Origin of the sequence: Pseudomonas fluvialis (assembly GCF_002835605.1) — a bacterium.
GTDB lineage: Bacteria > Pseudomonadota > Gammaproteobacteria > Pseudomonadales > Pseudomonadaceae > Aquipseudomonas > Aquipseudomonas fluvialis.
On sequence record NZ_PIYS01000027.1, the window covers coordinates 301,451 to 326,341 of the forward strand.

The window sequence follows — 24,891 nt, forward strand, 5'->3', positions numbered from 1 at the left end:
CCCGCAGCCTTGAGCGTTCTAGGTGGATACGAGCGATGAGTGAAGAAATCCTGATCAACATCACCCCCATGGAGTCACGCGTGGCGGTGGTGGAAAACGGTGTGCTGCAGGAAGTCCACGTCGAGCGCACGCAGAAGCGCGGCATCGTCGGCAATATCTACAAGGGCAAGGTGGTGCGGGTCCTCCCGGGCATGCAGGCGGCCTTCGTGGATATCGGCCTGGAGCGCGCAGCGTTTATCCATGCCGCGGAAATCTCCAGCCGTGAGGGCAGTGCGGTGGAGCCGATCAGCGCACTGGTCCATGAGGGGCAGAGCCTGGTGGTGCAGGTGACCAAGGACCCGATTGGCAGCAAGGGCGCACGCCTGACCACCCAGCTGTCGATTCCTTCGCGCTATCTGGTCTATATGCCGCGTACCGCGCATGTGGGTATCTCGCTGAAGATCGAGGATGAGGCAGAGCGCGAGCGGCTCAAACAGGTGGTCGCCGATTGCATCGCTGCCGAGGGTATCGAAGAGACCGGCGGCTTCATCCTGCGTACCGCGGCCGATGGCGCGCGCAGCGAGGATATTCTTGCCGACATTCGCTACCTGCGCCGTCTGTGGCTGCAGATCAGCAGCCAGATGCAGAGCGCCGCGACGCCTTCGGTGATCTACGAGGACCTGTCGCTGGCCCTGCGTACCCTGCGTGATCTGGTCAATGCGAAGATCGAGAAGATTCGCATCGATTCCCGGGAAACCTTCCAGAAGGTCTGCCAGTTCGTCGACGAGCTGATGCCCGAGGTGGCCGACCGTCTGGAGCATTACCCAGGGGAACGGCCGATCTTCGACCTGTACGGTGTCGAGGACGAGATCCAGAAGGCCCTGGAGCGCAAGGTGCTACTCAAGTCGGGCGGTTACCTGATCATCGATCCGACCGAAGCGATGACCACCATTGACGTCAATACCGGTGGTTTTGTCGGGCACCGCACCCTTGAGGAAACCATCTTCAAGACCAATCTTGAGGCGGCAACGGCGATCGCCCGGCAGATGCGCCTGCGCAACCTCGGCGGGATCATCATCATCGACTTCATCGATATGGAAGACGAGGAGCACCAGCGCCAGGTCCTGCGTGCCCTGGAGAAGCAGCTGGAGCGCGACCACGCCAAGACCAACATCATCGGCATCACCGAGCTGGGCCTGGTGCAGATGACTCGCAAGCGCACCCGTGAAAGCCTGACCCAGGTGCTCTGCGAATTCTGCCCGAGCTGCCAGGGGCGCGGCCTGCAGAAGACGGCGGAAACCATCTGCTACGAGATTTTCCGCGAGATTCTCCGTGAAGCACGGGCCTACCAGGCCGAAGGCTACCGGGTGCTGGCCAACCAGGCGGTAATCGACCGCCTGCTGGATGAGGAGTCGGGGAACGTTGCCGACCTGGAGGCCTTCATCGGTCGGCCGATCAAGTTCCAGGTGGAAAGCACCTACTCCCAGGAGCACTACGACGTGGTGCTGCTCTGAGCGGGGCGCGATGATGAAACGCCTGGGGGAGTGGCTGCTGAGGCTGCTACGCGGTTTGCAGGGCCTGCTGGCTCTGGCGTTGGTGCTGCTTGCGCTGTACGTCAGCGTGGGCCGCGAGTTGTTGCCACTGCTCGATGACTATCGCCCGCAGCTGCAGGCCAGCCTGCAGCGCAGCCTGGGCATGGCGGTACGTATCGAGCGGCTCGACGGGCAATGGCATGGCCTGTCACCCACCCTGGCGGCGCATCAGGTTCAGCTGGGTGACGGCGATGATCGGTTGTTGCTGGAGCGCATCGAGCTGCGTCCGGATATCCCCGCCAGTCTGCTGGCCGGCGAGCTGCGCCTGATGAGCATGAGCCTGAGTGGTCTGCACATGCAGCTCCAGGAGCAGGCGACCGGACAGTGGCAGGTGCAGGGCTTGGCCTCGCCCTCGGCGGGCGTTGCGCCGAGCTGGCCGGGCATGCTGCAGCGCTTGCGGCAGCTGGGCCAGGTGAACCTGTATGACAGTCACTTGCTGGTGCAGCCGCTGGCCGGTGAGCCGCTGGCGCTCAGCTATGTCAACCTGAGCCTGCGCAGTCGCGCATCCGGGGTGCGTCTGGATGGCCGGGTGGTGCTTCCCGACGGTCAGCCGCTGGCCTGGCAGTTGCAGCTGCAGGCAGCGGGAGAAAATTGGCGGGACAGTGCCGTGCGGCTTTACGCGCAGTTGCCGTTGAGCGACTGGGCGCCCTGGCTACAGCGTCTGCTGCCGGAGGCGCTACAGGGACAATGGCAGCTCGGCAAGTTGCAGCTCGGCGGTGAGCTGTGGCTGGACTGGCAGGCGCGCGCGCTACAGGCGGCCAGCCTGCGCTTGCAGGGCGCGGCCCTAGAGCTGGCGCGCGGTGAGCAGGCGGCCCAGGCAGTCGATGATTTGAGCCTGCTGGCGCATTATCGCAAGCGCAGCCAGGGGCACTGGTTGCAGTTGCAGGATCTGGGCTTCAGCCAGGGTGGCGAACGCTGGTTGCTGCGTCAGTTGCAGGTGATACAGACGCGCAATGCCGATGAGCCGGTCTGGCAGTTGCGCGCCAGCGAGTTGCCGTTGGCCGTGCTGACGCCCTTGCTATCTGCTTGGGGTGGTCTGCCGCCGCTGGCCGATGAGGTGATGCTGAGCATGGCCGGGCATGGCCGGCTGGAGGCCTTGCAGCTGGACTTCTACCCGCAGCGCCAGGGCCTTGATCGACTGAGTTTTGCCGCCAATCTCCAGAACGTCGGCTTTGCTCCCTGGCGAGCGGTGCCGGGTGCGGAACATATCACCGGCTATGTGGCTGGCGATCTGGCCGGCGGCGAGCTGCAACTGGCGGGTGAGCGTTTCATGTTGCATTTCCCGACCCTGTTTGCCGAGCCCTGGCACTATCGACAGCCCCGCGCACGCCTGCTCTGGCAAGTGGATGAGCAGGCTTTCAGCCTGATCAGCCCCTACCTGCAGCTGGAGGCCGATGAAGGTCGCCTGGCCGGGGACTTCATGATTCGTTTGCGCTTCGATCCGCAGGCCGAGGATTACATGGACCTGCGCGTAGGCCTGCGCGAGGGCGATGCGCGCTTTGCCGGCAAGTACTTGCCGAGCCATTCGCCAGGCTTCAGTCGCCAACTGGATGGCTGGTTACGCCAGGCGCTGCAGGGCGGGCGGGTCAAGCAGGGGTATTTTCAGTATCAGGGTTCGCTGAACAAGGGCGCCTCGCCGGAGTCGCGCAGCCTCAGCCTGTACTTTGATGTCGAGCAGGCCGAACTGGCCTACCAGGCCGGCTGGCCAGCACTGCGCGAAGGGCGCGGCCAGGTGTTGGTTGATGACAATGGCGTGCGGGTGGGACTGCAGCAGGGGCAGGTGGGGGCGATTCAGATCGCCCAGGCACAGGCCGAGGTGGCCACTGCCAAGCCAGGGCAAATACCCCGCCTGCAGCTTCACAGCCAGTTGCAGGCCGATTTGCAGCACGCTCTGGGCTTGTTGCAGGAAACCCCGCAGCCCAGTGCCGAGGTGTTTGCCGGTTGGCGAGGAGCGGGCCCTGTGCAGGGGCTGCTGCATCTGGACCTGCCTTTGCAGCAGGGCCAGGCGCCGCGCGTACAGGTGGAGTTGCAGACCGAGCAGGCACAGTTGTATCTGGCCCAGGCCGACCTGCAGTTCAGCGAGATCACCGGGCGCTTTGACTATGACACGGCGTTGGGCATGCGCAGCACCGGTCTGAGTGCGCGCACCCTGGGGCATGTGCTGAACCTGCAAGCCTTTGCCGAAGGCCGCCAGGGCCGTGCGCGGACGCGTCTTGAGGTACAGGGACGAGCGCCCGTGGCAGCCCTGCTGAAATGGCAGGGACTGCCGGCCAGTACGCCGCTACGCGGCCAGTTGCCCTATCGCCTGCGTGTGCTGCTGGCCGATGAGGACAGCTTGCTACGCGTATTGTCTGACCTGCGTGGCCTGCACATCGACTTGCCGGAGCCTTTCGGAAAACCGGCCGAACAGCGCCGTGATATGGCCTGGCGCATGACCTTGAGTGGCGCGGAGCGTCGCTATTGGCTGGATATGGACGGTCTGCTCAGCCTGGCGGCGGCCGCAGCACCGCAGCGCTGGCGCGACGGTCGCGGCGAAGTGCGCCTGGGTGGCGCTGCAGCACGTCTGCCGGTACAGCCGGGTTGGTCCTTGCGTGGTGCCTTGCAACAGCTGGACTTGCAGGAGTGGCAGCGCTGGCACCAGCAGCACCAGGCCCAGCAGCCGACTGATCTGCGCTGGTTGAGCCTGGTTGATCTGGACATCGCGCAGATTCGTGTCGGCGAGTTGACGATCGACCAGGCGGCCGTGCAGTTGCAGCCGCAGGCCGAGGCCTGGCGTCTGGCGCTGCGCAGTCCGCTGGTCAGTGGCAGCCTGCTCTGGCCCGAGCAGGGCGAGGCGCCTCTGCAGCTGCAGCTGGACTACCTTGACTTGCCGCGTGGCGAGACGCCTGTCGATCCTTCGACAGCGCTTCCACGCCCCGATCCGCTGGCTGGGTTCGATCCGCGGCGCGTGCCGGCGATGGATATGCAGATCGATGAGTTGCGCCTGGCCGGCGTGCCGGTAGGACGCTGGCGTCTGCAAACGCGACCGCAGGCCGACGGGGTGCGTCTGCAGCAGCTCGACCTGCAGATGCGCGGCCTGCAGCTGACCGGGGAGGCGACCTGGACCGGCAGCGCCGAACACAGCCAGAGCAGCTATCGGGGACGCTTGCAGGGGGGCGATCTGGGCAAGGTGTTGCGTGCCTGGGACTACGCGCCGAGCGCCAGCAGCGAGTCGTTTCGTGTCGATGTGGATGCTCACTGGCCTGGCTCACCGGCCTGGGTCAGCCTCAAGCGTGTGAGCGGTGACCTGCATGCGCGTCTCGACAAGGGGCAGTTTGTCGAGGCCGATGGCGGTAGCCAGGCGTTGCGCGTGTTCGGCCTGCTTAACTTCAACTCGATCGCCCGGCGTCTGCGTCTGGATTTCTCCGACCTGCTGGGGCGGGGCCTGGCCTACGACAAAGTACGTGGGCAGCTGCATGCACGGGACGGGGTATTCGTCACCAGCAAACCGTTGCGCCTGAGTGGCCCCTCCAGCAACCTGGAGCTCAATGGCACGTTGGACATGGCCAACGAACAGATCGATGCCAAGCTTCTGGTCACTCTGCCGGTCAGCAACAACCTGCCGCTGGCCGCGGTAGCGGTTGGCGCGCCGGCCATCGGCGGTGCGTTGTTCGTCGTCGACAAGTTGTTGGGTGATCGCCTGGCGCGTTTTGCCAGTGTGCAGTATGACGTCAAGGGGCCATGGAACGAGCCGCAGATCAGTTTCGACAAACCCTTCGAAAAACCTCGCTAGGGAGCGCGTGTATGACAGTGGCGGTCATTCAGATGGTCAGCCAGGATAACCTGGCCGACAACCTGCAGCAGGCCTGGCAACTGCTGCACCAGGCGGCAGCAGGCGGTGCGCGCCTGGCGGTATTGCCGGAGAACTTTGCGGCCATGGGGCGGCGCGATCTGGCGGCGCTGGGGCGCGCCGAGGCCTTGGGTGAAGGGCCGCTATTGCCCTGGTTGCGCCAGACTGCGCGCGACCTCGGTTTGTGGCTGGTGGCCGGCACCTTACCGTTGCCACCCGACGGCCAGCCCGAGGCGCGCGCCCGGGCCTGTTCGCTGCTCTTCGATAACCAGGGGCAGCGGGTGGCACGCTATGACAAGCTGCATTTATTCGACGTCGACGTGGCCGACCAGCGCGGGCGCTATCGTGAGTCGGACGACTATGCGTGCGGCGAGCAGTTGGTGCTGGCAGATACGCCCTGTGGCCGGCTGGGGCTGACGGTGTGCTACGACCTGCGTTTCGCCGAGCTGTACATCGCCTTGCGTCAGGCCGGTGCCGAGCTGATCAGTGCGCCTTCGGCATTCACCGCAGTGACCGGCGCGGCGCACTGGCAGGTGTTGACCCGTGCTCGCGCCATTGAAAGCCAATGCGCCATACTGGCGGCCAATCAGGGGGGCATGCATCCGGGTGGACGGCAGACCTTCGGGCATTCGGCCATCATCGATGCCTGGGGGCGGGTGCTCGCCGAGCAGGCCGCAGGCTCCGGCGTCTTGCTGGCTACTGTGGATGTCGCGGAACAGCAGGCCATTCGCCAGCGCATGCCGGTAGAAGAACATCGTCGTTTTCAGCTCGTTGGCCCTTTGCCAACGAGCGTTGTGGAGTGCGCATGAGCAGTAATTATCTAGCCCAGGTCAGCGAACATTTGCTGGCTCCGGGTGGTTTGAGCCTTGAGCAGTTGCCGGTTTTGCTCGGTGAGTTGGCCGGGCCTGGCGTGGATGCCGGCGACCTGTATTTCCAGAGTCAGATTTCCGAGAGCTGGATGCTCGAAGACGGCATCGTCAAGGAAGGCAGTTTCAACTTCGACCAGGGCGTTGGTGTGCGCGCGCTGGCCGGTGAAAAAACCGGTTTTGCCTACAGCAACGGTATTGAGCTGCCCGCCTTGCGCCAGGCAACGCGTGCCGCCCGTTCGATTGCCCGGGCCGGGCAGCAGGGGCGGGTGCAGGCCGCCCAGGTGCCGCCGTTCAGTCCGCTGTACGCGGCGGACAATCCGCTGGATGTACTGTCGCGGGCAGACAAGGTGGCCTTGTTGCAACGTATCGACCGCGCCACGCGGGCGCTCGATCCGCGCGTGCAACAGGTCACAGTCAGCCTGGCCGGGGTCTGGGAACGTATTCTGGTCGCGGCACTGGATGGCAGCCTGAGTGCGGATATCCGTCCGCTGGTGCGTTTCAATGTCAGTGTCATCGTCGAGCAGCAAGGGCGTCGTGAGCGCGGCGCGCAAGGCGGTGGCGCGCGTAGTGACTACCGCTATTTCCTGCAGGCCGATAGCCAGGGCGAGGAGCGGGCCATGGCCTATGCCCGCGAAGCGGTGCGCCAGGCGCTGGTCAACCTGGAGGCGGTCGCCGCCCCGGCCGGTAGCCTGCCGGTGGTGCTCGGTCCGGGCTGGTCGGGGGTGCTGCTGCACGAAGCCGTGGGGCATGGCCTGGAGGGCGACTTCAACCGCAAGGGCAGCTCGGCGTTCAGTGGACGGCTGGGCCAGGCGGTGGCTTCGCCGCTCTGCACCATCGTCGACGATGGCACGCTGAGTGGGCGCCGTGGCTCGCTCAGTGTGGATGACGAAGGCACGCCGACGCAGTGCACCACACTGATCGAGAACGGCATCCTGCGCGGCTACATGCAGGACAAGCTGAATGCACGGCTGATGGGCATGGCGCTGACCGGCAACGGGCGGCGCGAGTCCTACGCGCACCTGCCCATGCCGCGCATGACCAATACCTACATGCTGGGTGGCGACAGCGATCCGCAGGAAATCATCCGCTCGGTGAAGAAAGGCCTGTACTGCGCCAACCTGGGTGGCGGGCAGGTGGACATCACCAGTGGCAAGTTCGTGTTTTCCACCAGCGAGGCCTACCTGATCGAGGACGGGCAGATCACTGCGCCGGTCAAGGGCGCGACGCTGATTGGCAACGGACCGGAAGCCATGGGCCGGGTATCGATGGTCGGCAATGACCTAAGTTTGGACAGCGGCGTGGGCACCTGTGGCAAGGATGGCCAGTCGGTGCCGGTCGGCGTCGGCCAGCCGACCCTGAAGATCGAGCAGCTGACGGTGGGCGGCACCGCCTGAGTCGCGGTCTATTCGGCGTCCAGCCAGATGCCGGCGGCGTCCTCGTGGCAGGCCAGGGCGCGTAGCCGTTGTCCGCTGCACGGGCCGGCAACGCACTGGCCGTCCTCGATGAGAAACAGTGCGCCGTGGCTGGCGCACTGGATCAGGCTGGCGCTGCTGTCGAGAAACTGGTCGGCTTGCCACTCCAGCGGAATGCCGCGGTGCGGGCAACGGTTTTCGTACAGGTAGACCTGTCCGGCATGCCGCACGGCGAGCAGGCGCAGGGTGCCGTGCTGGAAACCGCGACTCTGGCCTTCGGGCAGTTCGCGGCTGGTGCAGAGCAGTGGCATACGGCTGTTCCTGGCGTGTAGGACAAGACGCAATTATCGCCTGGCGGCGGCTTGTCCGGCAAAGCGCACCAGGCATGGGGCTGGCGAGGCGGGCGCCGGACTCTTATCCTGCCGGCTGATTTGTACTTGCAGGCACATACATGGCCTTTTCCCTGGCTCCGCGTTACGTATTCATGCTGCTCGCCGGACTCCTGCTGGCCAGCTTCTGGTTGTCCCTGGCCCTGGGACCGCTGAGCCTGCCATTGCTGGATAGCCTGCAGGCGCTGCTGCGCCTCTGTGGTGTGCCGCTGGATGGCGCGGGATTGCAGCAGGCCGAGCTGATCGTCGCGCAGATTCGCCTGCCGCGCAGCGTGCTGGGGATGTGCGTGGGCGCGCTGCTGGCGCTGTCCGGGGTGATCATGCAGGGGCTGTTCCGCAACCCGCTGGCCGATCCGGGTTTGATCGGCGTTTCCAGTGGTGCGGCACTCGGGGCGGCGCTGGTCATCGTCTGCGGCAGCCTGCTCGGCCTGGCCAGCTGGCCGGACTGGCTGCAGTCTTCGGCGCTGGCGCTGGCCGCCTTTGCCGGCGGCAGTCTGGTTACTTTGTTGGTCTATCGTCTCGGTCAACGTGACGGTCGCACTCACGTTGCCTCGATGTTGTTGGCAGGGATCGCCCTGACGGCACTGGCCGGTGCGCTGGTCGGCCTGTTCAGTTACCTGGCCGATGAGCAGCAATTGCGCAGCCTGGTGTTCTGGAACATGGGCAGTCTGAATACGGCCAGCTACGCACGAGTCTGGCCGCTGCTGCTGATTGGCCTGCTGGCCCTGGCCTGGCTGCCACGCCGCGCCGCCGCGCTGAATGTGCTGTTGCTCGGCGAAGCCGAGGCGCGTCACCTGGGGTTTCGTGTCGAGCGGCTGAAGGCTGAGCTGGTGCTGGCCACCGCGCTGGCGGTTGGTGCATCGGTTGCTGCGGTGGGCATGGTGGGGTTTGTCGGACTGGTGGTGCCGCATCTGATGCGCCTGCTGCTCGGGCCGGATCATCGGTTGCTGTTGCCGGCGGCCGCCCTGGCCGGGGCCAGCCTGTTGTTGCTGGCCGACCTGGCAGCTCGCCTGCTGCTGGCGCCGGCCGAGTTGCCGCTGGGCATCGTCACCGCGCTGATCGGCGCGCCCTTTTTTCTCTACCTGCTGAGTCGGGGACGCTACTGATGGACGGGGTATTGCAGGCGCGGCAACTGCAAGTTTGTCGGGGGCCGTGTGCCGTGCTGGAAAGCGTCGAATTGACGTTGCCGGCGGGGCAGGTGCTGGGCGTGCTGGGCGCCAATGGCGCGGGTAAAAGTTCGCTGCTGGCGGCGTTGAGCGGAGAGCTGGAGCCTACTCAGGGGCAGGTGTTGCTGCAGGGGCGCCCCTTGCGCGCCTGGTCGGCGCGTGAGCGCGCCCTTCAACTTGCCGTTCTGCCGCAGAGCTCGACGCTGAATTTTGCGTTTTCCGTCGAAGCGGTAGTGGCTTTTGGCGGTCTGCCACACAGTGAAGCCCGCCAGCAGACGGAGCAGCGGGTAGCTGCGGCGCTGCAGGCCGCCGATGCCGTACATCTGCGAGGGCGCAACTACCTGGAGTTATCCGGTGGTGAGCGTCAGCGTGTGCACCTGGCCCGGGTGCTCGCACAGCTCTGGCCTGGTCAACCTGGCCAGGTGTTGCTGCTCGATGAACCGACGGCGATGCTCGATCCGGCGCATCAGCACGGCATCCTGCAGGCGGTGCGACAGTTGGCGTGGCGTGGCGTGGCGGTGCTGGTCGTGCTGCATGATCTGAACCTGGCGGCACGCTATTGTGATCACCTGCTGTTGCTGCACCAGCGTCACGTGCACGCCCAGGGCAGCCCCGCGCAGGTACTCGAAGCCAGCTTGCTGGAGCAGGTGTTCGGCTTACCGGTGCTGGTACAGCGTCACCCCCTGCTGGATCATCCGCTGGTGCTGATCCGCTGACCCGAGGAGTCAAACATGCGTGTGTTGCTACTGTTTTGTCTGCTGGGCCTGGTTGCCTGCCAGTCGTTGCAGGCGCCTAGCGCCCTGCCGGCCTGGCAAAGTCCGCAAGCGCGCGAACATGCCCAGTTGGGGCATATCATCGAATTGCGCACTGGCCGGCTGTTGACGCCTGCGCAACTGCTGGAGGCACTGGCCTCGACCCCTTTGCTGCTGGTCGGCGAGCAACACGACAATCCCGATCATCATGCCCTGCAGCTCTGGTTGTTGCGTAATCTGGTGCAGCGCCGCGCACAGGGTAGCCTGTTGCTGGAAATGCTCGACAGCAGTCAGCAGCAGGCGCTACGCCAGGCGCAGGATGACTGGCGGCGTGGTGCGCGACCTGCGGACCCGCTGCTGGCATTGCATTGGCAGGCCGGCTGGCCCTGGCATCTCTATGGGCCGCTGGTGGAATACGCACTGCGTCAGCCTTATCCATTGCTGGCTGCCAATCTGAGTCGTAGCGAGTTGCTGCAGGTGTATCGCCAGCCTCCGCCGCTGGTCGGCACGGCGAGCAGTGCTGCAGCGGTGCGTCAGGCACTGTTGGCGCAAATACGCGAGAGCCATTGCCAGTTACTACCGGAAAGCCAGTTGCCGGCCATGCTGGCGGTACAGCAGCAGCGTGACCGGCGCATGGCCGAGGCGCTGTTGGCCGCCGCGCAGCCGGCCATGCTGCTGGCCGGGGCCTACCACGTGCGGCGCGATGTGGGGGTGCCCCTGCACTTGGCTGATCTTGGCGGGCCTGCGGCTCGCGTATTGATCCTCGCCGAGGCCGGGCGCGAGGTCACCGCTGAGCAGGCGGACTATGTGTGGTACAGCGCGGCCGTCGAGGAGCAGGACTATTGCGCCAGCCTACGGCAGCGTTGAGCAGGCAAAAAAAGACCCGGCAGAGCCGGGTCAAAAACCGTGATTAGCCTGATGAGGAGATAACCTGAAGGGTCAGACTGCCAGACCTTTCCGCTATCTGGCTGGCCTCGCGGCCAGTTGAGTTAATAATAACTATTCTCATAAATGGCGCAAGTCTTTTTGAGAATAATTTTCAAAAACTTTCGGCGGGCTCCTGTTTCAGGCGCAGTTGGGTGACCTCGCGATTAAGCAGGTCGATGCGCCGCGCCATGCTTTCGATCAGGCTGTGGGCAATGCGTGGGTTGCTCTGCATCAGGCTGAGGAACTGCTCCTTGGGAATCACCATGACCGTGCAGGGCTCGCTGGCGATGACCGTGGCGCTGCGTTTCTCGCGGGTGAAGACGGCCATTGCGCCGAAAATCTCATCCTTCTGTACGTCGCCGACCTTGTGCCCATCGACATAGGCTTCGGCATGTCCCTCGATGATGATGAATACATGATCCGCCTCATCACCCTGGTGAATCAGCTCTTCTCCGGCGGCGAAATGCTGGAAGCCTGTGGCGGGGCGGATTTCCGGTTGCTTGAGGCGCGCCAGCGCGTCGGAGAGCAGCGCGGTTTGGCCGATCAAGTACTGCAGGAACAGCTCCTGGCGAGTTTCATCGGCATAGATATGCTGGAAGACCTTGCTGCGCGCGTAGGGTAGCAAGGTGACCGGCTCGTCACTGCTGTAGCGGCAGCTGGGCATGTCAATGCCCTGGCGCAGGCCCAGCAGGTCGCCTTCCTGTAGATAGAACAGCGGGCGCTCATCGACCAACGCGTGTAGCAGGCCGTTCTCGATGAGGTACAGCTGGTTGGGCGGCAGTTCGGCGCACAGATCGTCGCTGCCGGCAAAGATCAGTGCCGGGCCTTCCGGGCTTAGCCCCTGCAGCAACTGGGCAGGAATGCTCTGCAGGCGGTTGATCAGCTGGTCGGCGTAGGCCGGTTGCTCCCCGAGTAGATACATGACGGTAATTCCTTGAGCGATCTGTGAGTCTGGTAGGACGGCTGGTCAGTGTGGCGGTATGGCTGGACATGGGCCTGGCCGTGAAACAATAGGCTGTGCCTGGCAGGGCGTAAATGGCGCGCTGTTCAAGGTGTGAGCTGGCGTGCATTGTGCTCCTGGCTGATGTGGTAAAGGCGATCAAGCTCGGCCTTGCGCTGTTCATCCAGCTGCCGGCTGGGCAGGTCGCGCAACGCGGCGTCCAGCGCATAGAGGAGGCTGCGCGTGACCCTGAAGCCGCGTTGGCGCACGCAGGCATAGGCCTGAACTGCGCCCAGTCGGCGTAGTTCGGCGATGCTGTGGATGCCGCAGGCATGCAGCCACTGGGCAGATGTCTTGCCGAGATTCTGCAGTTCCTGCAGCTCGTCGCGGCTGGTGCTGGGCATGATGGCTGGCGGCTCAGGGGCGATAGCGCATGCGTGTGCCGAAGTTGAGCGACATGAGGATTTCGTCAGCACTCAGTTCGGCCGGGAAGTAGGCGCCGGAGATTTGCGCATGAGCGATGCTCGCCCCCTCCATCTGGCAGCTACGCAGGTCTACCCCGCGCAGGTCTGCGCCACGGAAGTAGGCGTCGCGGAGGATCACCCGGTCGGCGTCGAGCAGACGCAAGTCAAGCCCACGGAAATCTCCGCCGCTGAGGTCGATCAGGCCTTCGGCTGGCTTTTGCGCGTTGAATTCCTTGACGCGCTCACTGTGCAGGAGCCGATACAGCGGGTTATCCAGTTGGCGTGGGGCGGGCATGGCAAGTCATCCTGTTGGCCGTTTTCCCGAGTATAGCCAGCGCCCGGGCGCTTTGCCCGGGCGTACCTGTCACAGGCCGGGAAGGTGCTGGCGAATGCGTTCGATCAGGCTGTCCAGGCTGCTGGCGTCATGGGTGTCCACTCGCTGGCAGAGCAGTTGCTCCTCGCGTAGCAAGGGTTCGCGTCGGCTCTGTTGAGCGGCAATTACCTCCAAGGTAGCGTCGGAGGGGTCCTGCTGGTCGGCCTGGCGTTGCGCCAGCCACTGTTCGATATAGGCCTGTGGCGCGTGGCAGTCGAGGATCAGTAGGGGGCAGCCCAGTGTTTCGGCGACTGCCTGGGCGGCTTGACGCTGGCTGTGTTGGAGGTAGGTGGCATCGATCACCACCGGATAACCGGCGGCGAGAATGTCGCCAGCCAAGCGATGCAGATGAGCGTAGGTCGCCGCACTGATTTCGCTGCTATATAGGCCAGCGTACAGCGTGTCCTGGGTTGCGCCTTGTTGGGCCTCGAACAGGCGCTTGCGCTCGCGGTCCGAACGCAGGCGGATGGCGCCCAGTGCTTCCACCAGGCGCATGGCTACATGGCTCTTGCCGACGGCGGATACGCCATGGGTAATAGCCAGGAAGCGCGACGGAATGGCGCTGTAGCTTTCCGCTAGGTCGGCGTAACGACGGTATTGGCGAAGGATGACGGCACGCTGCACAGCGTCGCCTTCCTGGGCCATGCTGAACAGGCTGACCTTGGCGCGTACTAGTGCGCGGTAGGCCTGGTACAGGTTGAACAATGGTAGCGCCGCATAGTCGCCGCTGTGCTCCAGCCATTGGTCGAGGAAGCGCCGCGCCAGGGGCTTCAGGCCGCGGTCTTCCAGGTCCATGACCAGGAAGGCGGCGTCCGAGGCGATATCGATCAGGCGGAACGGCTCATTGAATTCGATGCAGTCGAAGAACACTGGCTGGCCATCCAGCAGCGCGGCGTTGCCCAGGTGCAGGTCACCATGGCATTCGCGCAGCATGCCCTGCTGGCAGCGTTGCTCCAGCAGGGGCTCGAGACGGGCAAAGGTACTGCGTGTCCAGGCTTCGAGGGCCTCCAGCTGTTGCAGGTCGCGGCTATCCTGCAGCAGCGGGCGGATCTGCTCGAAGTTTTGCCACATGGGCGCCCCAATCGCCGCGCTGTTGCACAGGGCGTGCTCGCGGGGGAGTGCCGGCGTGCTGGCGTGGAAGCGCGCGATTTGCTCGGCCAGCTGGTCGATATGTTGTGGCAGCAGCTCGCCGCGTGCCTGTACCTCGGCAAGTAGTTGGCTTTGTGGGAACTGGCGCATCTGCAGGGCGTATTCGATCACGGGCGCTCCGGCGTCGACGCCGAGCTGCGGCTGCTGTTCGCTGCCGCCGATGGCCAGTACCTGCAGGTAGAGACCTTGCGTCAGGCGCTGGTTGAGGCGCAGCTCTTCAGCGCAGAAGTGCTGGCGGTCGGCCAGGGTGGTGAAATCGAGGAAACCGAAGTTGACCGGTTTCTTGATCTTGTAAGCATAGGGGCCGGTGAGCAGCACCCAGGAAATATGGGTCTCGATGACCTGGAACTGCTCCACCGGGTGGGGGTAGAGGGCGGGGTTCTGCAGGGCGGCGATCAGGGCTTGGCTCACGTTCAGTCCTTGCTGGGGCGTGGTTCGGGGCTGGCATTATGGCTGCTGTGCGTTGCTGTGCAAACCGCTGCGGCGTGCCTGTTGGGGTGGGGCAAAGTGCGTATAATCGCCCGCCATGACTCGTTCCCGTACTCCGCGCAAACGCGCCAAACGCTCTGCTCCTGCCGCCGGTCGCCGCTGGCTGGGCTGGTTATTCAAGCTTTCCCTGGTCGGCCTGGTGGTGCTGGCGGTATTTGCCGTGTACCTCGATGCGGTGGTGCAGGAAAAGTTTTCCGGTAAGCGCTGGACTGTTCCGGCCAAGGTCTATGCGCGGCCGCTGGAGCTGTTTGTCGGGCTCAAGCTCAATCGAGACGATTTCCTGAGTGAGCTGGAGGCGTTGGGGTACCGACGCGAGTCATCGGCCAGTGGTCCCGGTGCGGTAGCCGTGGCGGGTAACCAGATCGAGTTGCATAGCCGTGGCTTCCAGTTCTATGAGGGCCAGGAACCGGCGCAACGCGTGCGCGTGCGTTTCTCGGGCGACTATGTCGCGGCGCTGCAACTGGCCAACGGCGCTAATCTGCCGGTAGCGCGCCTGGAGCCATTGCTGATTGGTGGCCTGTACCCTGCGCATAACGAGGATCGCCTGTTGATCCAGTTGGATCAGGTGCCGCCTTACCTGGTGGAAACCTTGGTGGCGGTAGAAGATCGCGAGTTTTTCAAACATTTCGGTGTGTCGCCGAAAGGGATCTTGCGCGCGGTGTGGGTCAACGCTACTGCCGGGCAGTTGCGCCAGGGCGGCAGTACCCTGACCCAGCAGTTGGTCAAGAACTTCTATCTGACCAGTGAACGTAGCCTCAGCCGCAAAGCCGTTGAGGCGATGATGGCCGTGCTGTTGGAGCTGCATTACAGCAAGGAGGAAATCCTCGAGGCCTATCTCAACGAGGTGTTTCTCGGTCAGGATGGTCAGCGGGCTGTGCATGGTTTTGGTCTGGCCGCGCAGTACTTTTTTAGTCAGCCGCTCAATGAGCTGAAGCTGGATCAAGTCGCGTTGTTGGTCGGTATGGTCAAGGGACCGACGGTGTTCAATCCGCGCCGTCACCCCGAACGAGCCCTGGCGCGACGCAACCTGGTGCTGGACTTGCTGGTTGAACAGGGCGTGGTGGATGCCGCGCAGGGCGCAGCGGCCAAGCAGCGGCCGTTGGGGGTTACCCAGCGCGGCAGCATGGCCAACAGTTCCTACCCGGCGTTTCTCGACTTGGTGAAGCGCCAATTGCGTCAGGATTATCGTGAATCGGATTTGACCGAAGAAGGGCTGCGGGTTTTTACCAGCCTCGATCCCATCCTGCAGCGCAAGGCCGAGACGGCCATGGCGGAAACCTTCAAGCGTCTGGCCGGTCGCCAGGGGGTGGATAAGGTCGAGGCGGCCATGTTGGTCAGCAACCCGGAAACAGGTGAAGTGCAGGCCCTGATCGGTAGCCGGCAGCCTCGCTTTGCCGGATTCAATCGGGCCCTGGATGCACAGCGGCCGATCGGTTCGCTGATCAAACCGGCGATCTACCTGACCGCTCTGGAGCGCCCCAGCCAGTACACCTTGACCAGCTGGCTGCAGGATGAGCCTCTGTCGGTCAAGGGGCAGGATGGCCAGGTCTGGCGTCCACAGAATTATGACCGGCAAAGCCATGGCACGCTGTACCTCTATCAGGCGCTGGCACAATCCTACAACCTGTCGACTGCGCGCCTGGGGCTGGAGCTCGGTGTGCCCAGCGTGCTGCGCACCGTGCAGCGCTTGGGGGTAGAGGTCGACTGGCCTGCCTATCCCTCCATGTTGCTGGGGGCGGGGAGCATGAGCCCCATGCAGGTCGGTGCGATGTACCAGACCATGGCCAATGGTGGTTTCAACACCCCTTTGCGGGCCATTCGCAGTGTCTTGACGGCCAATGGCGAGCCGCTCAAGGGCTATCCCTTCCAGGTGCAGCAGCGCTTTGATCCCGGTGCCATCTACCTGCTGCAAGAAGCCATGCAGCGCACCATGCGCGAAGGTACCGGTCGGTCGGTGTACAACCAGTTGTCAGCCAATCTCAAGCTGGCCGGTAAGACGGGAACCAGTAATGATTCGCGCGATAGCTGGTTTGCCGGCTTTGGCCAGGATCTGCTGGGTGTGGTATGGATGGGGCGTGACGACAATGGCAAGACACCGCTGACCGGTGCCACAGGCGCCCTGCAGGTGTGGACCGATTTCATGCGTCGCGCCGATCCCTTGCCGCTGGATATGCCGATGCCGGATAACGTGGTGCCAGCCTGGATCGATGGGCAAACCGGCCTGGGTTCGGATCCGGGCTGTCCCGGTGCTGTGCAAATGCCTTATATCCGCGGCAGTCAGCCGGCTCCCGGTACGCCCTGCGGTATGTCGCTGGGCGCGCCGGTGGAGTCGGTAATGGACTGGGTGCGTGGCTGGCTTGATTGATAATTACGAGGATGCGACGTGAACAAGTTGCCGATACTGCTTGCTGCCGGTTTGCTGCTGGGTGGCTGTGCCACGCCGCAGCAGGGCGCCATTCCTGTTGTCGATGCCGGGGCGCCCTGGTCTGAGTTGGAAGAGGGTTCTGCTGCGCCGGCCTATACGGCTGCGGATACGCTATCCCCACAGACCTTGCCGCAAGACTCGGGTGTCGTGGTCATGGTGCCGCCCGGTGCGGTCAGTGCGCCGTTACAGACCTCCAGCGCGCCGATCACTAGTAGTGTGGTCGACGGGCCAGCTGGCGTGGTACCCCCCGCCTTGCCGCCAGCGCTTGCCAATACCCCCGTATACAGTGCGCCCAGTGGGGTGCCGGGTTCGTCTTCCGTGCTGGCTGCCGATGAACAGTTGGATGGCCCGGTGCTGGCGCTCCTGACGGGGGCCGCGCAGCAGCAGGGCAATGGTGATCTGGCGGGTGCCGCGGCCAGTCTTGAACGTGCACAACGTATCGCACCGCGGGAGCCGCAGGTGCTCTATCGCCTGGCGGAAGTGCGCCTGGCTCAGGGCGATGCCGCCCAGGCTGAGCAACTGGCGCGACGTGGCTTGACCTATGCCAGCGGGCGAACTGCCATGCAGGCGGGGTTCTGGGATGTGATCGCCCGCGCGCGTCAGCAGCTGGGCGATGCGGCGGGCGCGGCGCAGGCGCGCGAACGGGCCCGGGCAACGTTCTGATGATGGATTCGCGTAGCCACCAGGTGGCTGATCTGCTGTTGCTGATCGAAGCGGAGCTGCGCCGGCAAGGCTATTGGGTGTCGCAGGCGCCCAGCGTTGAGCGGTTGGCCAGTCGGGAACCTTTCTGCGTCGATACCTTGAGCCTTGTCGAGTGGCTGCAGTGGATATTTCTGCCGCGCATGCACCAGTTGCTTGAGGAAGGTGCGCCCTTGCCGGACGCTTCGGCGATCGCCCCCATGGCGCAGCACAGTTTTGCCCAGCAGGGCGTATCGGCGCCTGGCCTGATAGCCCTGCTGGAGCAGTTCGATGCTTTGCTGAGTGACGCTGCTTCCGTCAGTTGAACGGTATCAGGGGCAGTTTTCCTGCAGGCTCTTTTCTGCTTCGTTAATTCGCGCCTGGCGTTCTTCGGCGCTTAGACGGCGTATTTCACCATTTTCCTCGACGCGTACCCGTGGGTTGAGGCGAAGCTGGGAGAGGTTCTCGCGCAGGTCGCTGCAATACTGCTTGCGCTTGCTCTCTTGCTCGGCCACTTCGCGCTTGACCTTGTCGTCGGTGGCTTTCTGCTGTTCTGCTTCCAGTTGGCTGTCCAGCTTGGGCAGCGGCGCTACGCTGCCACTGCTCTTGGGTGGCTTGATAGTGGTGCTGATGCTGGTGGCGCTCTGGTCTTCGGGCGGTTGCGCGCTGAAGTGCGTTATGCCGTTGCTGTCGACCCATTTGTAGACCTGGGCGGCCATGCTGGGCAGGCTCATGGCCATGAGTAGGCTGCCCGTGAGAATGATGCGACGCATGCGATGTCCTTGTGCCGGTTGAGCAAAGCTGGAGATTACTATAACCAAAAGCGCGGGGCCGTGTGTTGGCACTGCATCACGCCTCTTGCGGGCAGATAACTGGGTCACATGACTTGACTTGACCCTGTCTAATCCGAACAATTCAGGATTCGCTGGCGCTGGACTGTTCCTGTCAGTTCGCGCAGCAGATCATGAGGTGCATATCCGCGCCGACCTGTTCTACCCGTACCGCGTTACCTCGCGCTGGGTGGGGTGCTCCAGAAACAACTGGCGTATCCCGATGCTTGCTCAGTCAGGAGCTGACGTAGTCGGCGACCACCCGTCGCTCATGCTCTGTGTCTGACAGCACCTATTTGAGAGCCAAGCCAGCTGGCTGGCGTTCTAGCGTTATAGAGGGGATTGACGTGGAGCTTTTATCTGGCGCTGAGATGGTCGTTCGCGCATTGCGTGACGAAGGCGTTAAGTACATCTACGGGTACCCAGGTGGTGCCCTCCTGCATATCTACGATGCTTTGTTCAAGGAGCCCGAGGTAACCCATATCCTCGTGCGTCACGAGCAGGCTGCCACGCACATGGCGGATGGCTATGCGCGCGCCACCGGCAAGGCCGGTGTAGTCATGGTGACTTCGGGGCCTGGTGCAACCAATGCCATTACCGGGATTGCCACCGCCTACATGGACTCGATTCCGATGGTCATCATTTCCGGCCAGGTACCGAGCAACATGGTAGGCACCGATGCCTTCCAGGAAACCGACATGGTGGGCATTTCTCGGCCCATCGTGAAGCACAGCTTCATCATCAAGCATCCTTCGGAAATTCCCGAGGTGATCAAGAAGGCGTTCTACCTCGCGCAGTCTGGTCGTCCAGGACCGGTCGTGGTGGACATTCCCAAGGACATGGGTGATCCAACCAAGAAGTTCGAGTACAGCTACCCAAAGAAGGTCAAGCTGCGTTCATACAGCCCGGCTACACGCGGTCATTCCGGACAGATCCGCAAGGCGGCGGAAATGCTGCTGGCTGCCAAACGCCCGATTCTTTACGCCGGTGGCGGGGTCATCATGGGCGGCGCTTCGGCTGCCCTGACCGAACTGGCCAAAATGCTCAACCTGCCGGTAACCAATACCCTGATGGGGCTTGGCGCGTATCCCGGTAGTGACCGGCAATTCGTCGGCATGCTCGGCATGCACGGCAGCTACACGGCCAACCTGGCTATGCACCATGCCGATGTGATCCTGGCTGTTGGCGCGCGCTTTGATGACCGGGTCATCAACGGTGCGGCCAAGTTCTGTCCAAACGCCAAGATCATCCACGTGGACATCGATCCGGCATCCATCTCCAAGACCATCAAGGCGGATATTCCGATCGTTGGTCCGGTAGATAGTGTGCTGAGCGAGATGGTCGCCATCCTCAAGGAGATCGGTCAGGCTCCGCACAAGGAAACCGTGGCCAGTTGGTGGAAGCAGATTGACGAGTGGCGCGGTGGCCGCAAGCTGTTCCCGTACGATGAAGGGGACGGCTCGATCATCAAGCCGCAGACGGTCATCGAAACTCTTTGGGAGGTCACCGAGGGTGATGCCTACATCACCTCCGACGTAGGCCAGCATCAGATGTTTGCCGCGCAGTACTACCCGTTCAACAAGCCGAATCGCTGGATCAACTCCGGCGGTCTGGGCACCATGGGTTTTGGTTTCCCGGCGGCGATGGGTATCAAACTCAACTTCCCCGAGGCGGACGTCGCCTGTGTAACGGGTGAAGGCAGCATCCAGATGAATATTCAGGAGCTGTCAACCTGTCTGCAGTACGACTTGCCGGTGAAAATTGTCTGCCTGAACAACCAGGCGCTGGGCATGGTGCGTCAGTGGCAGGATATGCAGTACAGCAGCCGCTATTCACACTCCTACATGGAATCCCTGCCGGACTTCGTCAAGCTGGTGGAGTCCTACGGACATGTCGGCATGCGCATCACCGAGCGTAGCGAGCTGAAGGCGAAGATGGCTGAGGCCTTTGCCATGAAGAACCGTCTGGTATTCCTCGACATTGCTGTGGATACCAGCGAACACGTATACCCGATGCAGATCCGCGATGGCGCCATGCGCGACATGTGGCTGAGCAAGACGGAGCGGACCTGATCATGCGCCATATCATCTCCCTGTTGCTGGAAAACGAGCCTGGTGCGCTGTCGCGCGTGGTTGGCCTGTTTTCGCAGCGTAACTACAACATCGAAAGCCTGACCGTAGCGGCTACCGAGGATCCCAGTCTGTCACGTCTGACCCTGACCACCATTGGTCAGGATGACGTCATTGAGCAGATCACCAAGAACCTCAACAAGCTGATCGAAGTGGTCAAGCTGGTGAACCTGTCGGAAAGCGCGCACATCGAGCGTGAGCTGATGCTGGTCAAGGTCAAGGCGACCGGGGCGCAGCGTGCCGAGATCAAGCGCACCACGGATATCTTCCGTGGGCAGATCGTGGATGTCACCAGCAGCGTGTACACCATTCAGCTGGCCGGCACCAGCGACAAACTGGACAGCTTTATCCAGGCCATCGGCACTACGTCGATTCTGGAAACCGTACGCACAGGTGTTACCGGCATCGCCCGCGGTGACAAGGTCCTGAGCATCTAACCAATTGAATAAATGGCCTTGAGGCCGCGCACTAGGAGATTTCCATGAGCTTGAATGTTTACTACGACAAGGATTGTGATCTGTCGATCATCCAGGGCAAGAAAGTAGCCATCATCGGTTACGGCTCCCAGGGCCATGCCCATGCCTGCAACCTGAAGGATTCCGGTGTTGATGTGACCGTTGGTCTGCGTGCCGGTTCGGCGACTGTTGCCAAGGCCGAGGCACATGGCCTGAAAGTGACTGACGTCAAGAGCGCTGTGGCTGCTGCTGATCTGGTGATGATCCTGACCCCGGACGAGTTCCAGGGCAAGCTGTACAAGGAAGAGATCGAGCCGAACCTCAAGAAGGGCGCAACCCTGGCCTTCGCTCACGGTTTCTCGATTCACTACAACCAGGTTGTGCCGCGTGCTGACCTGGATGTCATCATGATTGCTCCGAAAGCGCCTGGTCATACTGTGCGTTCCGAGTTCGTGCGTGGCGGCGGTATCCCCGATCTGATCGCGATCTATCAGGATGCTTCCGGCAACGCCAAGAACGTCGCGCTGTCCTATGCCTGTGGCGTAGGTGGTGGCCGTACCGGCATCATCGAAACTACCTTCAAGGACGAAACCGAAACCGACTTGTTCGGTGAGCAGGCTGTTCTGTGCGGTGGTTGTGTTGAGCTGGTCAAGGCGGGCTTTGAAACGTTGGTGGAAGCCGGTTACGCGCCGGAGATGGCCTATTTTGAGTGTCTGCACGAGCTGAAGCTGATTGTCGACCTGATGTTCGAAGGTGGCATCGCCAACATGAACTACTCGATTTCCAACAATGCTGAGTACGGCGAGTACGTCACCGGTCCGGAAGTCATCAACGAGCAGTCGCGTGCCGCCATGCGCAATGCGCTGAAGCGCATTCAGGACGGCGAATATGCCAAGATGTTCATCAGCGAGGGGGCTACCAACTACCCGTCGATGACTGCTTACCGTCGTAACAATGCTGCCCATGGCATTGAAGTGGTCGGCGAGAAGCTGCGTGCCATGATGCCGTGGATCGCTGCCAACAAGATCGTCGACAAGGCCAAGAACTGAGTCGCACGATGACTGAAGAAACGCGGCGCAAGCCGCGTTTTTTCGTTTTGCAGCGTGGCATCTGGTATAAAGCCTGCGCATCGGCGCTGAACCCGCAGGGTGACGCCTGATTCAATTCATACAGCATCAGTCGCAAGGAATGGTTCATGAGTGAACGTCCCGAAGAGCCCCTGGGCAGTGCCGGCAGCGAAAGTCTGCTGCCTATCGATGAGCATGTCGAAGAAGGTCGAGATGCAGAAGGGCGCAAGGTGCGCCATCGCGGTATTTACCTGCTGCCCAACCTGTTTACCACGGCGGCGTTATTTTCCGGCTTCTACGCCATCATCAATGGCATGAACGGGCAATTCGCCAGTGCGGCAATTGCCATATTTGTCGCCATGGTGCTTGACGGTCTTGATGGTCGCGTCGCTCGGCTGACCAATACGCAAAGTGCTTTCGGCGCCGAATATGATTCGCTGTCCGATATGGTGGCCTTTGGCGTGGCTCCGGCACTGGTGGCTTTCGAGTGGGCTCTGGGGAGTTTGGGCAAGGTTGGCTGGATGGTCGCCTTTATTTATGTGGCGGGTGCTGCATTGCGGCTGGCACGCTTCAATACCATGGTCGGGAGTGCTGACAAGCGGTTCTTTATCGGCCTGGCCAGTCCTGCGGCGGCGGCGGTGGTAGCCGGCACCGTCTGGGCCTTCAGTGATTTTGGTATCAAGGGCTCTAACATGGCGTTTGTGGTGGCGCTGGTCGTCGCTGCTGCCGGCATGTTGATGGTCAGCAATATCAAGTACCACAGCTTCAAGGATCTGGATCTGAAGGGACGTGTGCCGTTCGTGGCGATTCTGGTTGTGGTGCTGGTGTTTGCGGTGGTCTTCAGTGACCCGCCGCGTATTTTGCTGCTGATTTTTCTGGCCTATGCGGCTTCCGGGCCTGTGCAGTACCTCCTGCAGTTGCGCCGTCGTAAGGCAGTGAGCTAGGCACTTTCCTCCCACTCCGCGGTCTGTTGACCTGTCATAGGTCAAGACTGCGGAGCCTGTATGTTAATCCAGTCCTTTTCCTCCTCGCGTAATACTGAGGCGGATGTCACCGATGAGCGGATTTATAGGGCGCGCCGGCATTTCCTTCAAGGGCTCGCGGCTGCTGGTTTGCTAGGTGCTCATGGACCTGCGAGTGGCGCAGGCGTCTCTCCGTATAGCGAGGTGCCGGCGAGCCAGGATCCAGATTGGTTGCGCGACAAGCTGATGCAAGCACGTTGGCAGCGTAGAGATGCCGGGGATGAGGTGCTCACGCCTTTTCGTGATGTCACGCAATACAACAATTTCTACGAGTTCGGTCCTCAGAAGGGGGATCCGGCTCGCCATGCGGGGAACTGGCAGCCGCAACCCTGGTCGCTTTGGGTGGATGGTGAGGTGGCTCGCCCAGGGCGTCTGCCCTTGGATGAATTGCTGGCGCCCTACCGACTGCAAGAGCGTATCTATCGTCTGCGCTGTGTTGAGGGCTGGTCCATGGTCATCCCCTGGCTGGGTTTTCCGCTGCGAGATCTGCTTGAGCGTGTCCAGCCCAGTTCGCATGCCCGCTATGTGCGCTTCGAAAGCGTGGTAGATGCTGAGAATATGCCGGGTGTGCGTTCTGGGTTTAGTTTGCTTGAATGGCCTTACCGTGAGGGATTGCGTCTTGATGAGGCGGCTCATCCATTAACCTTCATGGCAGTTGGTCTGTATGGGCGTAGCCTGCCTGGGCAGAATGGGGCGCCTCTGCGTCTTGTCGTGCCGTGGAAATATGGATTCAAGAGCATCAAATCCATTGTGCGTATCAGCTTTCTACGGGAGCGTCCGTTGACCACCTGGGAATCTATGGCGCCGCAAGAGTATGGGTTTTATGCCAACGTCAATCCGCATGTGGATCATCCTCGCTGGAGTCAGGCTCGTGAGCGGCGCTTACCGGGCAGGCTATTTGCGCCGAACGTAATCGATACGCGCCTGTTTAATGGGTATAAGGAGGTTGCGGGGCTATATAGCAACATGGATTTGCGGGTGAACTATTGATAGCGAAACTGTACTGGCGCGTTTCGGTATTCGTTCTGGCCTTGGTCCCCTTGCTGCACCTGTTCTGGGGGGCGATCAATGAACAGTTGGGTGCGGATCCGGGCAAGGCGCTGGTAGACAGTCTGGGCTCATGGGCTCTGCTCTATTTGCTGGCATGTTTGTCGATGACTCCGCTACGAAAAATAACCGGTTGGGCGGGGTGGCAGTTGATGCGCCGTCAGCTTGGCTTGTGGAGTTTTACTGCCGGTTGCCTGCATGTGCTGGCTTATCTGTTCTTCTTGCTTGGTTGGCAATGGGGGGCGTTGTCCGCAGAGCTGGCGCAGCGACCCTACATCGCGGTTGGCGCGCTAGCCTGGATGCTCCTGTTGCTGCTGGCACTCACTTCAACACGGGCTAGCCAGCGTTGCTTGGGGAAGAACTGGCGCCGCCTGCATCGCACGATATATCTGATCCTGCCTTTGGTATTGCTGCATATGCTCTGGGTAGTGAGGGCAGACTGGGGTGAATGGTTGGCATATGCCTTGGTGGGTGGGTTGCTGTTGATATTGCGTATACCGGCTGTTGCGATGTCCTTGAGGCTGATGAGGGATGTTTGGAGATAAAGCTTGACCTGCGGGCTGAGCTGCCTATAATTCGCCGCTCTTGCAATGCCAGGCCCCCATAAAAAGTCTTTTTAACCAAAGGCTTAGGTGGATAAAAGGCTTGCAAGAGCGGTGCGATTCTGTAGAATGCGTCGGGTCGGCAGGGCTGAGGTGCTGTTGATGAATGAGGTGCTTGACAGTGTTTTCGGATGCTGTAATATGCGCCTCCCGCTGATCGGAAGCCCTGCTTCGGTTCAGCTAAGCGGTTGAGAAGAAACGAAAAATTCTTCAAAAACAGCTTGACAGATTTAAGGGCTGCTTTAGAATGCGCGGCCTCGGTTGAGACGAAAGACTTGATCGAAACGCTCTTTAACAAATTGAATC

22 protein-coding genes are annotated in these 24,891 nt (G+C 62.2%); 16 read left to right on the plus strand and 6 right to left on the minus strand.

Going from position 1 to position 24,891, the window contains the following annotated elements:
* Positions 1-35: 35 nt before the first annotated feature.
* The 4 genes from rng to tldD are packed head-to-tail and all read left to right on the plus strand — an operon-like array spanning position 36 to position 7,663.
* Positions 36-1,493 carry a ribonuclease G gene (gene rng, locus CW360_RS14360; protein ID WP_101194178.1) on the plus strand — a complete coding sequence of 486 codons (1,458 nt, stop codon included), beginning with the start codon at positions 36-38 and terminating at the stop codon, positions 1,491-1,493.
* Between the two features lie 13 nt (positions 1,494-1,506).
* Positions 1,507-5,343 (plus strand): YhdP family protein, encoded by a 3,837-nt coding sequence (locus tag CW360_RS14365; RefSeq protein ID WP_101194197.1) that lies wholly within the window; start codon positions 1,507-1,509, stop codon positions 5,341-5,343.
* Between the two features lie 11 nt (positions 5,344-5,354).
* Positions 5,355-6,209, plus strand: coding sequence for a carbon-nitrogen hydrolase family protein (locus CW360_RS14370; protein ID WP_101194179.1), 855 nt, complete (start codon positions 5,355-5,357; stop codon positions 6,207-6,209).
* Positions 6,206-7,663: a metalloprotease TldD gene (gene tldD / locus CW360_RS14375; protein WP_093984297.1), complete on the plus strand. Its 1,458-nt coding sequence runs from the start codon at positions 6,206-6,208 to the stop codon at positions 7,661-7,663. The genes CW360_RS14370 and tldD overlap by 4 nt, the downstream gene beginning before the upstream one ends.
* Before the next feature lie 8 nt (positions 7,664-7,671).
* Here tldD and CW360_RS14380 read toward each other — a convergent pair whose 3' ends face one another.
* Positions 7,672-7,992: a Rieske (2Fe-2S) protein gene (locus tag CW360_RS14380; RefSeq protein WP_093984296.1), complete on the minus strand. Its 321-nt coding sequence runs from the start codon at positions 7,990-7,992 to the stop codon at positions 7,672-7,674.
* Positions 7,993-8,165: 173 nt separating this feature from the next.
* On the opposite strand from CW360_RS14380, the gene CW360_RS14385 reads away from it, so the two are divergent.
* The 3 genes from CW360_RS14385 to CW360_RS14395 are packed head-to-tail and all read left to right on the plus strand — an operon-like array spanning position 8,166 to position 10,855.
* A complete protein-coding gene (locus CW360_RS14385) occupies positions 8,166-9,176 on the plus strand; it encodes a FecCD family ABC transporter permease (RefSeq protein WP_425439772.1) in 1,011 nt (336 codons plus the stop codon).
* Positions 9,176-9,952: a heme ABC transporter ATP-binding protein gene (locus tag CW360_RS14390; protein ID WP_101194181.1), complete on the plus strand. Its 777-nt coding sequence runs from the start codon at positions 9,176-9,178 to the stop codon at positions 9,950-9,952. Before CW360_RS14385 ends, CW360_RS14390 begins: the two co-directional genes overlap by 1 nt.
* Before the next feature lie 15 nt (positions 9,953-9,967).
* A complete protein-coding gene (locus CW360_RS14395) occupies positions 9,968-10,855 on the plus strand; it encodes a ChaN family lipoprotein (RefSeq protein ID WP_101194182.1) in 888 nt (295 codons plus the stop codon).
* Between the two features lie 172 nt (positions 10,856-11,027).
* Here CW360_RS14395 and CW360_RS14400 read toward each other — a convergent pair whose 3' ends face one another.
* From CW360_RS14400 to CW360_RS14415, 4 genes are all read right to left on the minus strand, one after another.
* Positions 11,028-11,837, minus strand: a complete 810-nt coding sequence (locus CW360_RS14400) for a Crp/Fnr family transcriptional regulator (RefSeq protein ID WP_093984292.1) — start codon at positions 11,835-11,837, stop codon at positions 11,028-11,030.
* Positions 11,838-11,962: 125 nt separating this feature from the next.
* A complete protein-coding gene (locus tag CW360_RS14405; protein WP_093984291.1) occupies positions 11,963-12,259 on the minus strand; it encodes a TfoX/Sxy family protein in 297 nt (98 codons plus the stop codon).
* A gap of 13 nt (positions 12,260-12,272) precedes the next feature.
* Complete coding sequence (locus tag CW360_RS14410) at positions 12,273-12,614, minus strand: pentapeptide repeat-containing protein (protein WP_093984290.1); 342 nt, start codon at positions 12,612-12,614, stop codon at positions 12,273-12,275.
* Positions 12,615-12,683: 69 nt separating this feature from the next.
* On the minus strand, positions 12,684-14,252 hold the full coding sequence (locus CW360_RS14415) for a bifunctional aminoglycoside phosphotransferase/ATP-binding protein (RefSeq protein ID WP_101194183.1): 1,569 nt from the start codon (positions 14,250-14,252) through the stop codon (positions 12,684-12,686).
* A gap of 115 nt (positions 14,253-14,367) precedes the next feature.
* Here CW360_RS14415 and mrcB point away from each other — a divergent pair, with 115 nt between their 5' ends.
* Genes mrcB through CW360_RS14430 form a run of 3 tightly spaced genes read left to right on the plus strand, consistent with a single transcriptional unit; the run spans position 14,368 to position 17,759 of the window.
* Positions 14,368-16,695 (plus strand): penicillin-binding protein 1B, encoded by a 2,328-nt coding sequence (gene mrcB, locus CW360_RS14420; protein ID WP_101194184.1) that lies wholly within the window; start codon positions 14,368-14,370, stop codon positions 16,693-16,695.
* Positions 16,696-16,713: 18 nt separating this feature from the next.
* Complete coding sequence (locus CW360_RS14425; RefSeq protein WP_101194185.1) at positions 16,714-17,418, plus strand: tetratricopeptide repeat protein; 705 nt, start codon at positions 16,714-16,716, stop codon at positions 17,416-17,418.
* A gap of 2 nt (positions 17,419-17,420) precedes the next feature.
* On the plus strand, positions 17,421-17,759 hold the full coding sequence (locus CW360_RS14430) for a YqcC family protein (RefSeq protein WP_101194198.1): 339 nt from the start codon (positions 17,421-17,423) through the stop codon (positions 17,757-17,759).
* A 6-nt stretch (positions 17,760-17,765) separates the two neighbouring features.
* Here the strand turns inward: CW360_RS14430 and CW360_RS14435 are convergent, their stop codons facing one another.
* Positions 17,766-18,206 (minus strand): DUF4124 domain-containing protein, encoded by a 441-nt coding sequence (locus CW360_RS14435; RefSeq protein WP_101194186.1) that lies wholly within the window; start codon positions 18,204-18,206, stop codon positions 17,766-17,768.
* Positions 18,207-18,610: 404 nt separating this feature from the next.
* Between CW360_RS14435 and CW360_RS14440 the strand changes: the two genes are divergently transcribed.
* From CW360_RS14440 to CW360_RS14465, 6 genes are all read left to right on the plus strand, one after another.
* The gene (locus CW360_RS14440) at positions 18,611-20,335 is read left to right on the plus strand and encodes an acetolactate synthase 3 large subunit (protein WP_093984285.1); all 1,725 of its coding nucleotides are present in this window, start codon (positions 18,611-18,613) and stop codon (positions 20,333-20,335) included.
* A gap of 2 nt (positions 20,336-20,337) precedes the next feature.
* Positions 20,338-20,829, plus strand: a complete 492-nt coding sequence (gene ilvN / locus CW360_RS14445; RefSeq protein WP_093984284.1) for an acetolactate synthase small subunit — start codon at positions 20,338-20,340, stop codon at positions 20,827-20,829.
* Between the two features lie 50 nt (positions 20,830-20,879).
* Positions 20,880-21,896, plus strand: a complete 1,017-nt coding sequence (gene ilvC, locus CW360_RS14450) for a ketol-acid reductoisomerase (RefSeq protein ID WP_093984403.1) — start codon at positions 20,880-20,882, stop codon at positions 21,894-21,896.
* Between the two features lie 146 nt (positions 21,897-22,042).
* On the plus strand, positions 22,043-22,858 hold the full coding sequence (gene pssA, locus CW360_RS14455; RefSeq protein ID WP_093984283.1) for a CDP-diacylglycerol--serine O-phosphatidyltransferase: 816 nt from the start codon (positions 22,043-22,045) through the stop codon (positions 22,856-22,858).
* 60 nt (positions 22,859-22,918) lie between these two features.
* Positions 22,919-23,926, plus strand: a complete 1,008-nt coding sequence (msrP, locus tag CW360_RS14460; protein WP_101194187.1) for a protein-methionine-sulfoxide reductase catalytic subunit MsrP — start codon at positions 22,919-22,921, stop codon at positions 23,924-23,926.
* The gene (locus CW360_RS14465) at positions 23,926-24,528 is read left to right on the plus strand and encodes a protein-methionine-sulfoxide reductase heme-binding subunit MsrQ (protein ID WP_101194199.1); all 603 of its coding nucleotides are present in this window, start codon (positions 23,926-23,928) and stop codon (positions 24,526-24,528) included. The genes msrP and CW360_RS14465 overlap by 1 nt, the downstream gene beginning before the upstream one ends.
* Positions 24,529-24,891 lie beyond the last annotated feature (363 nt).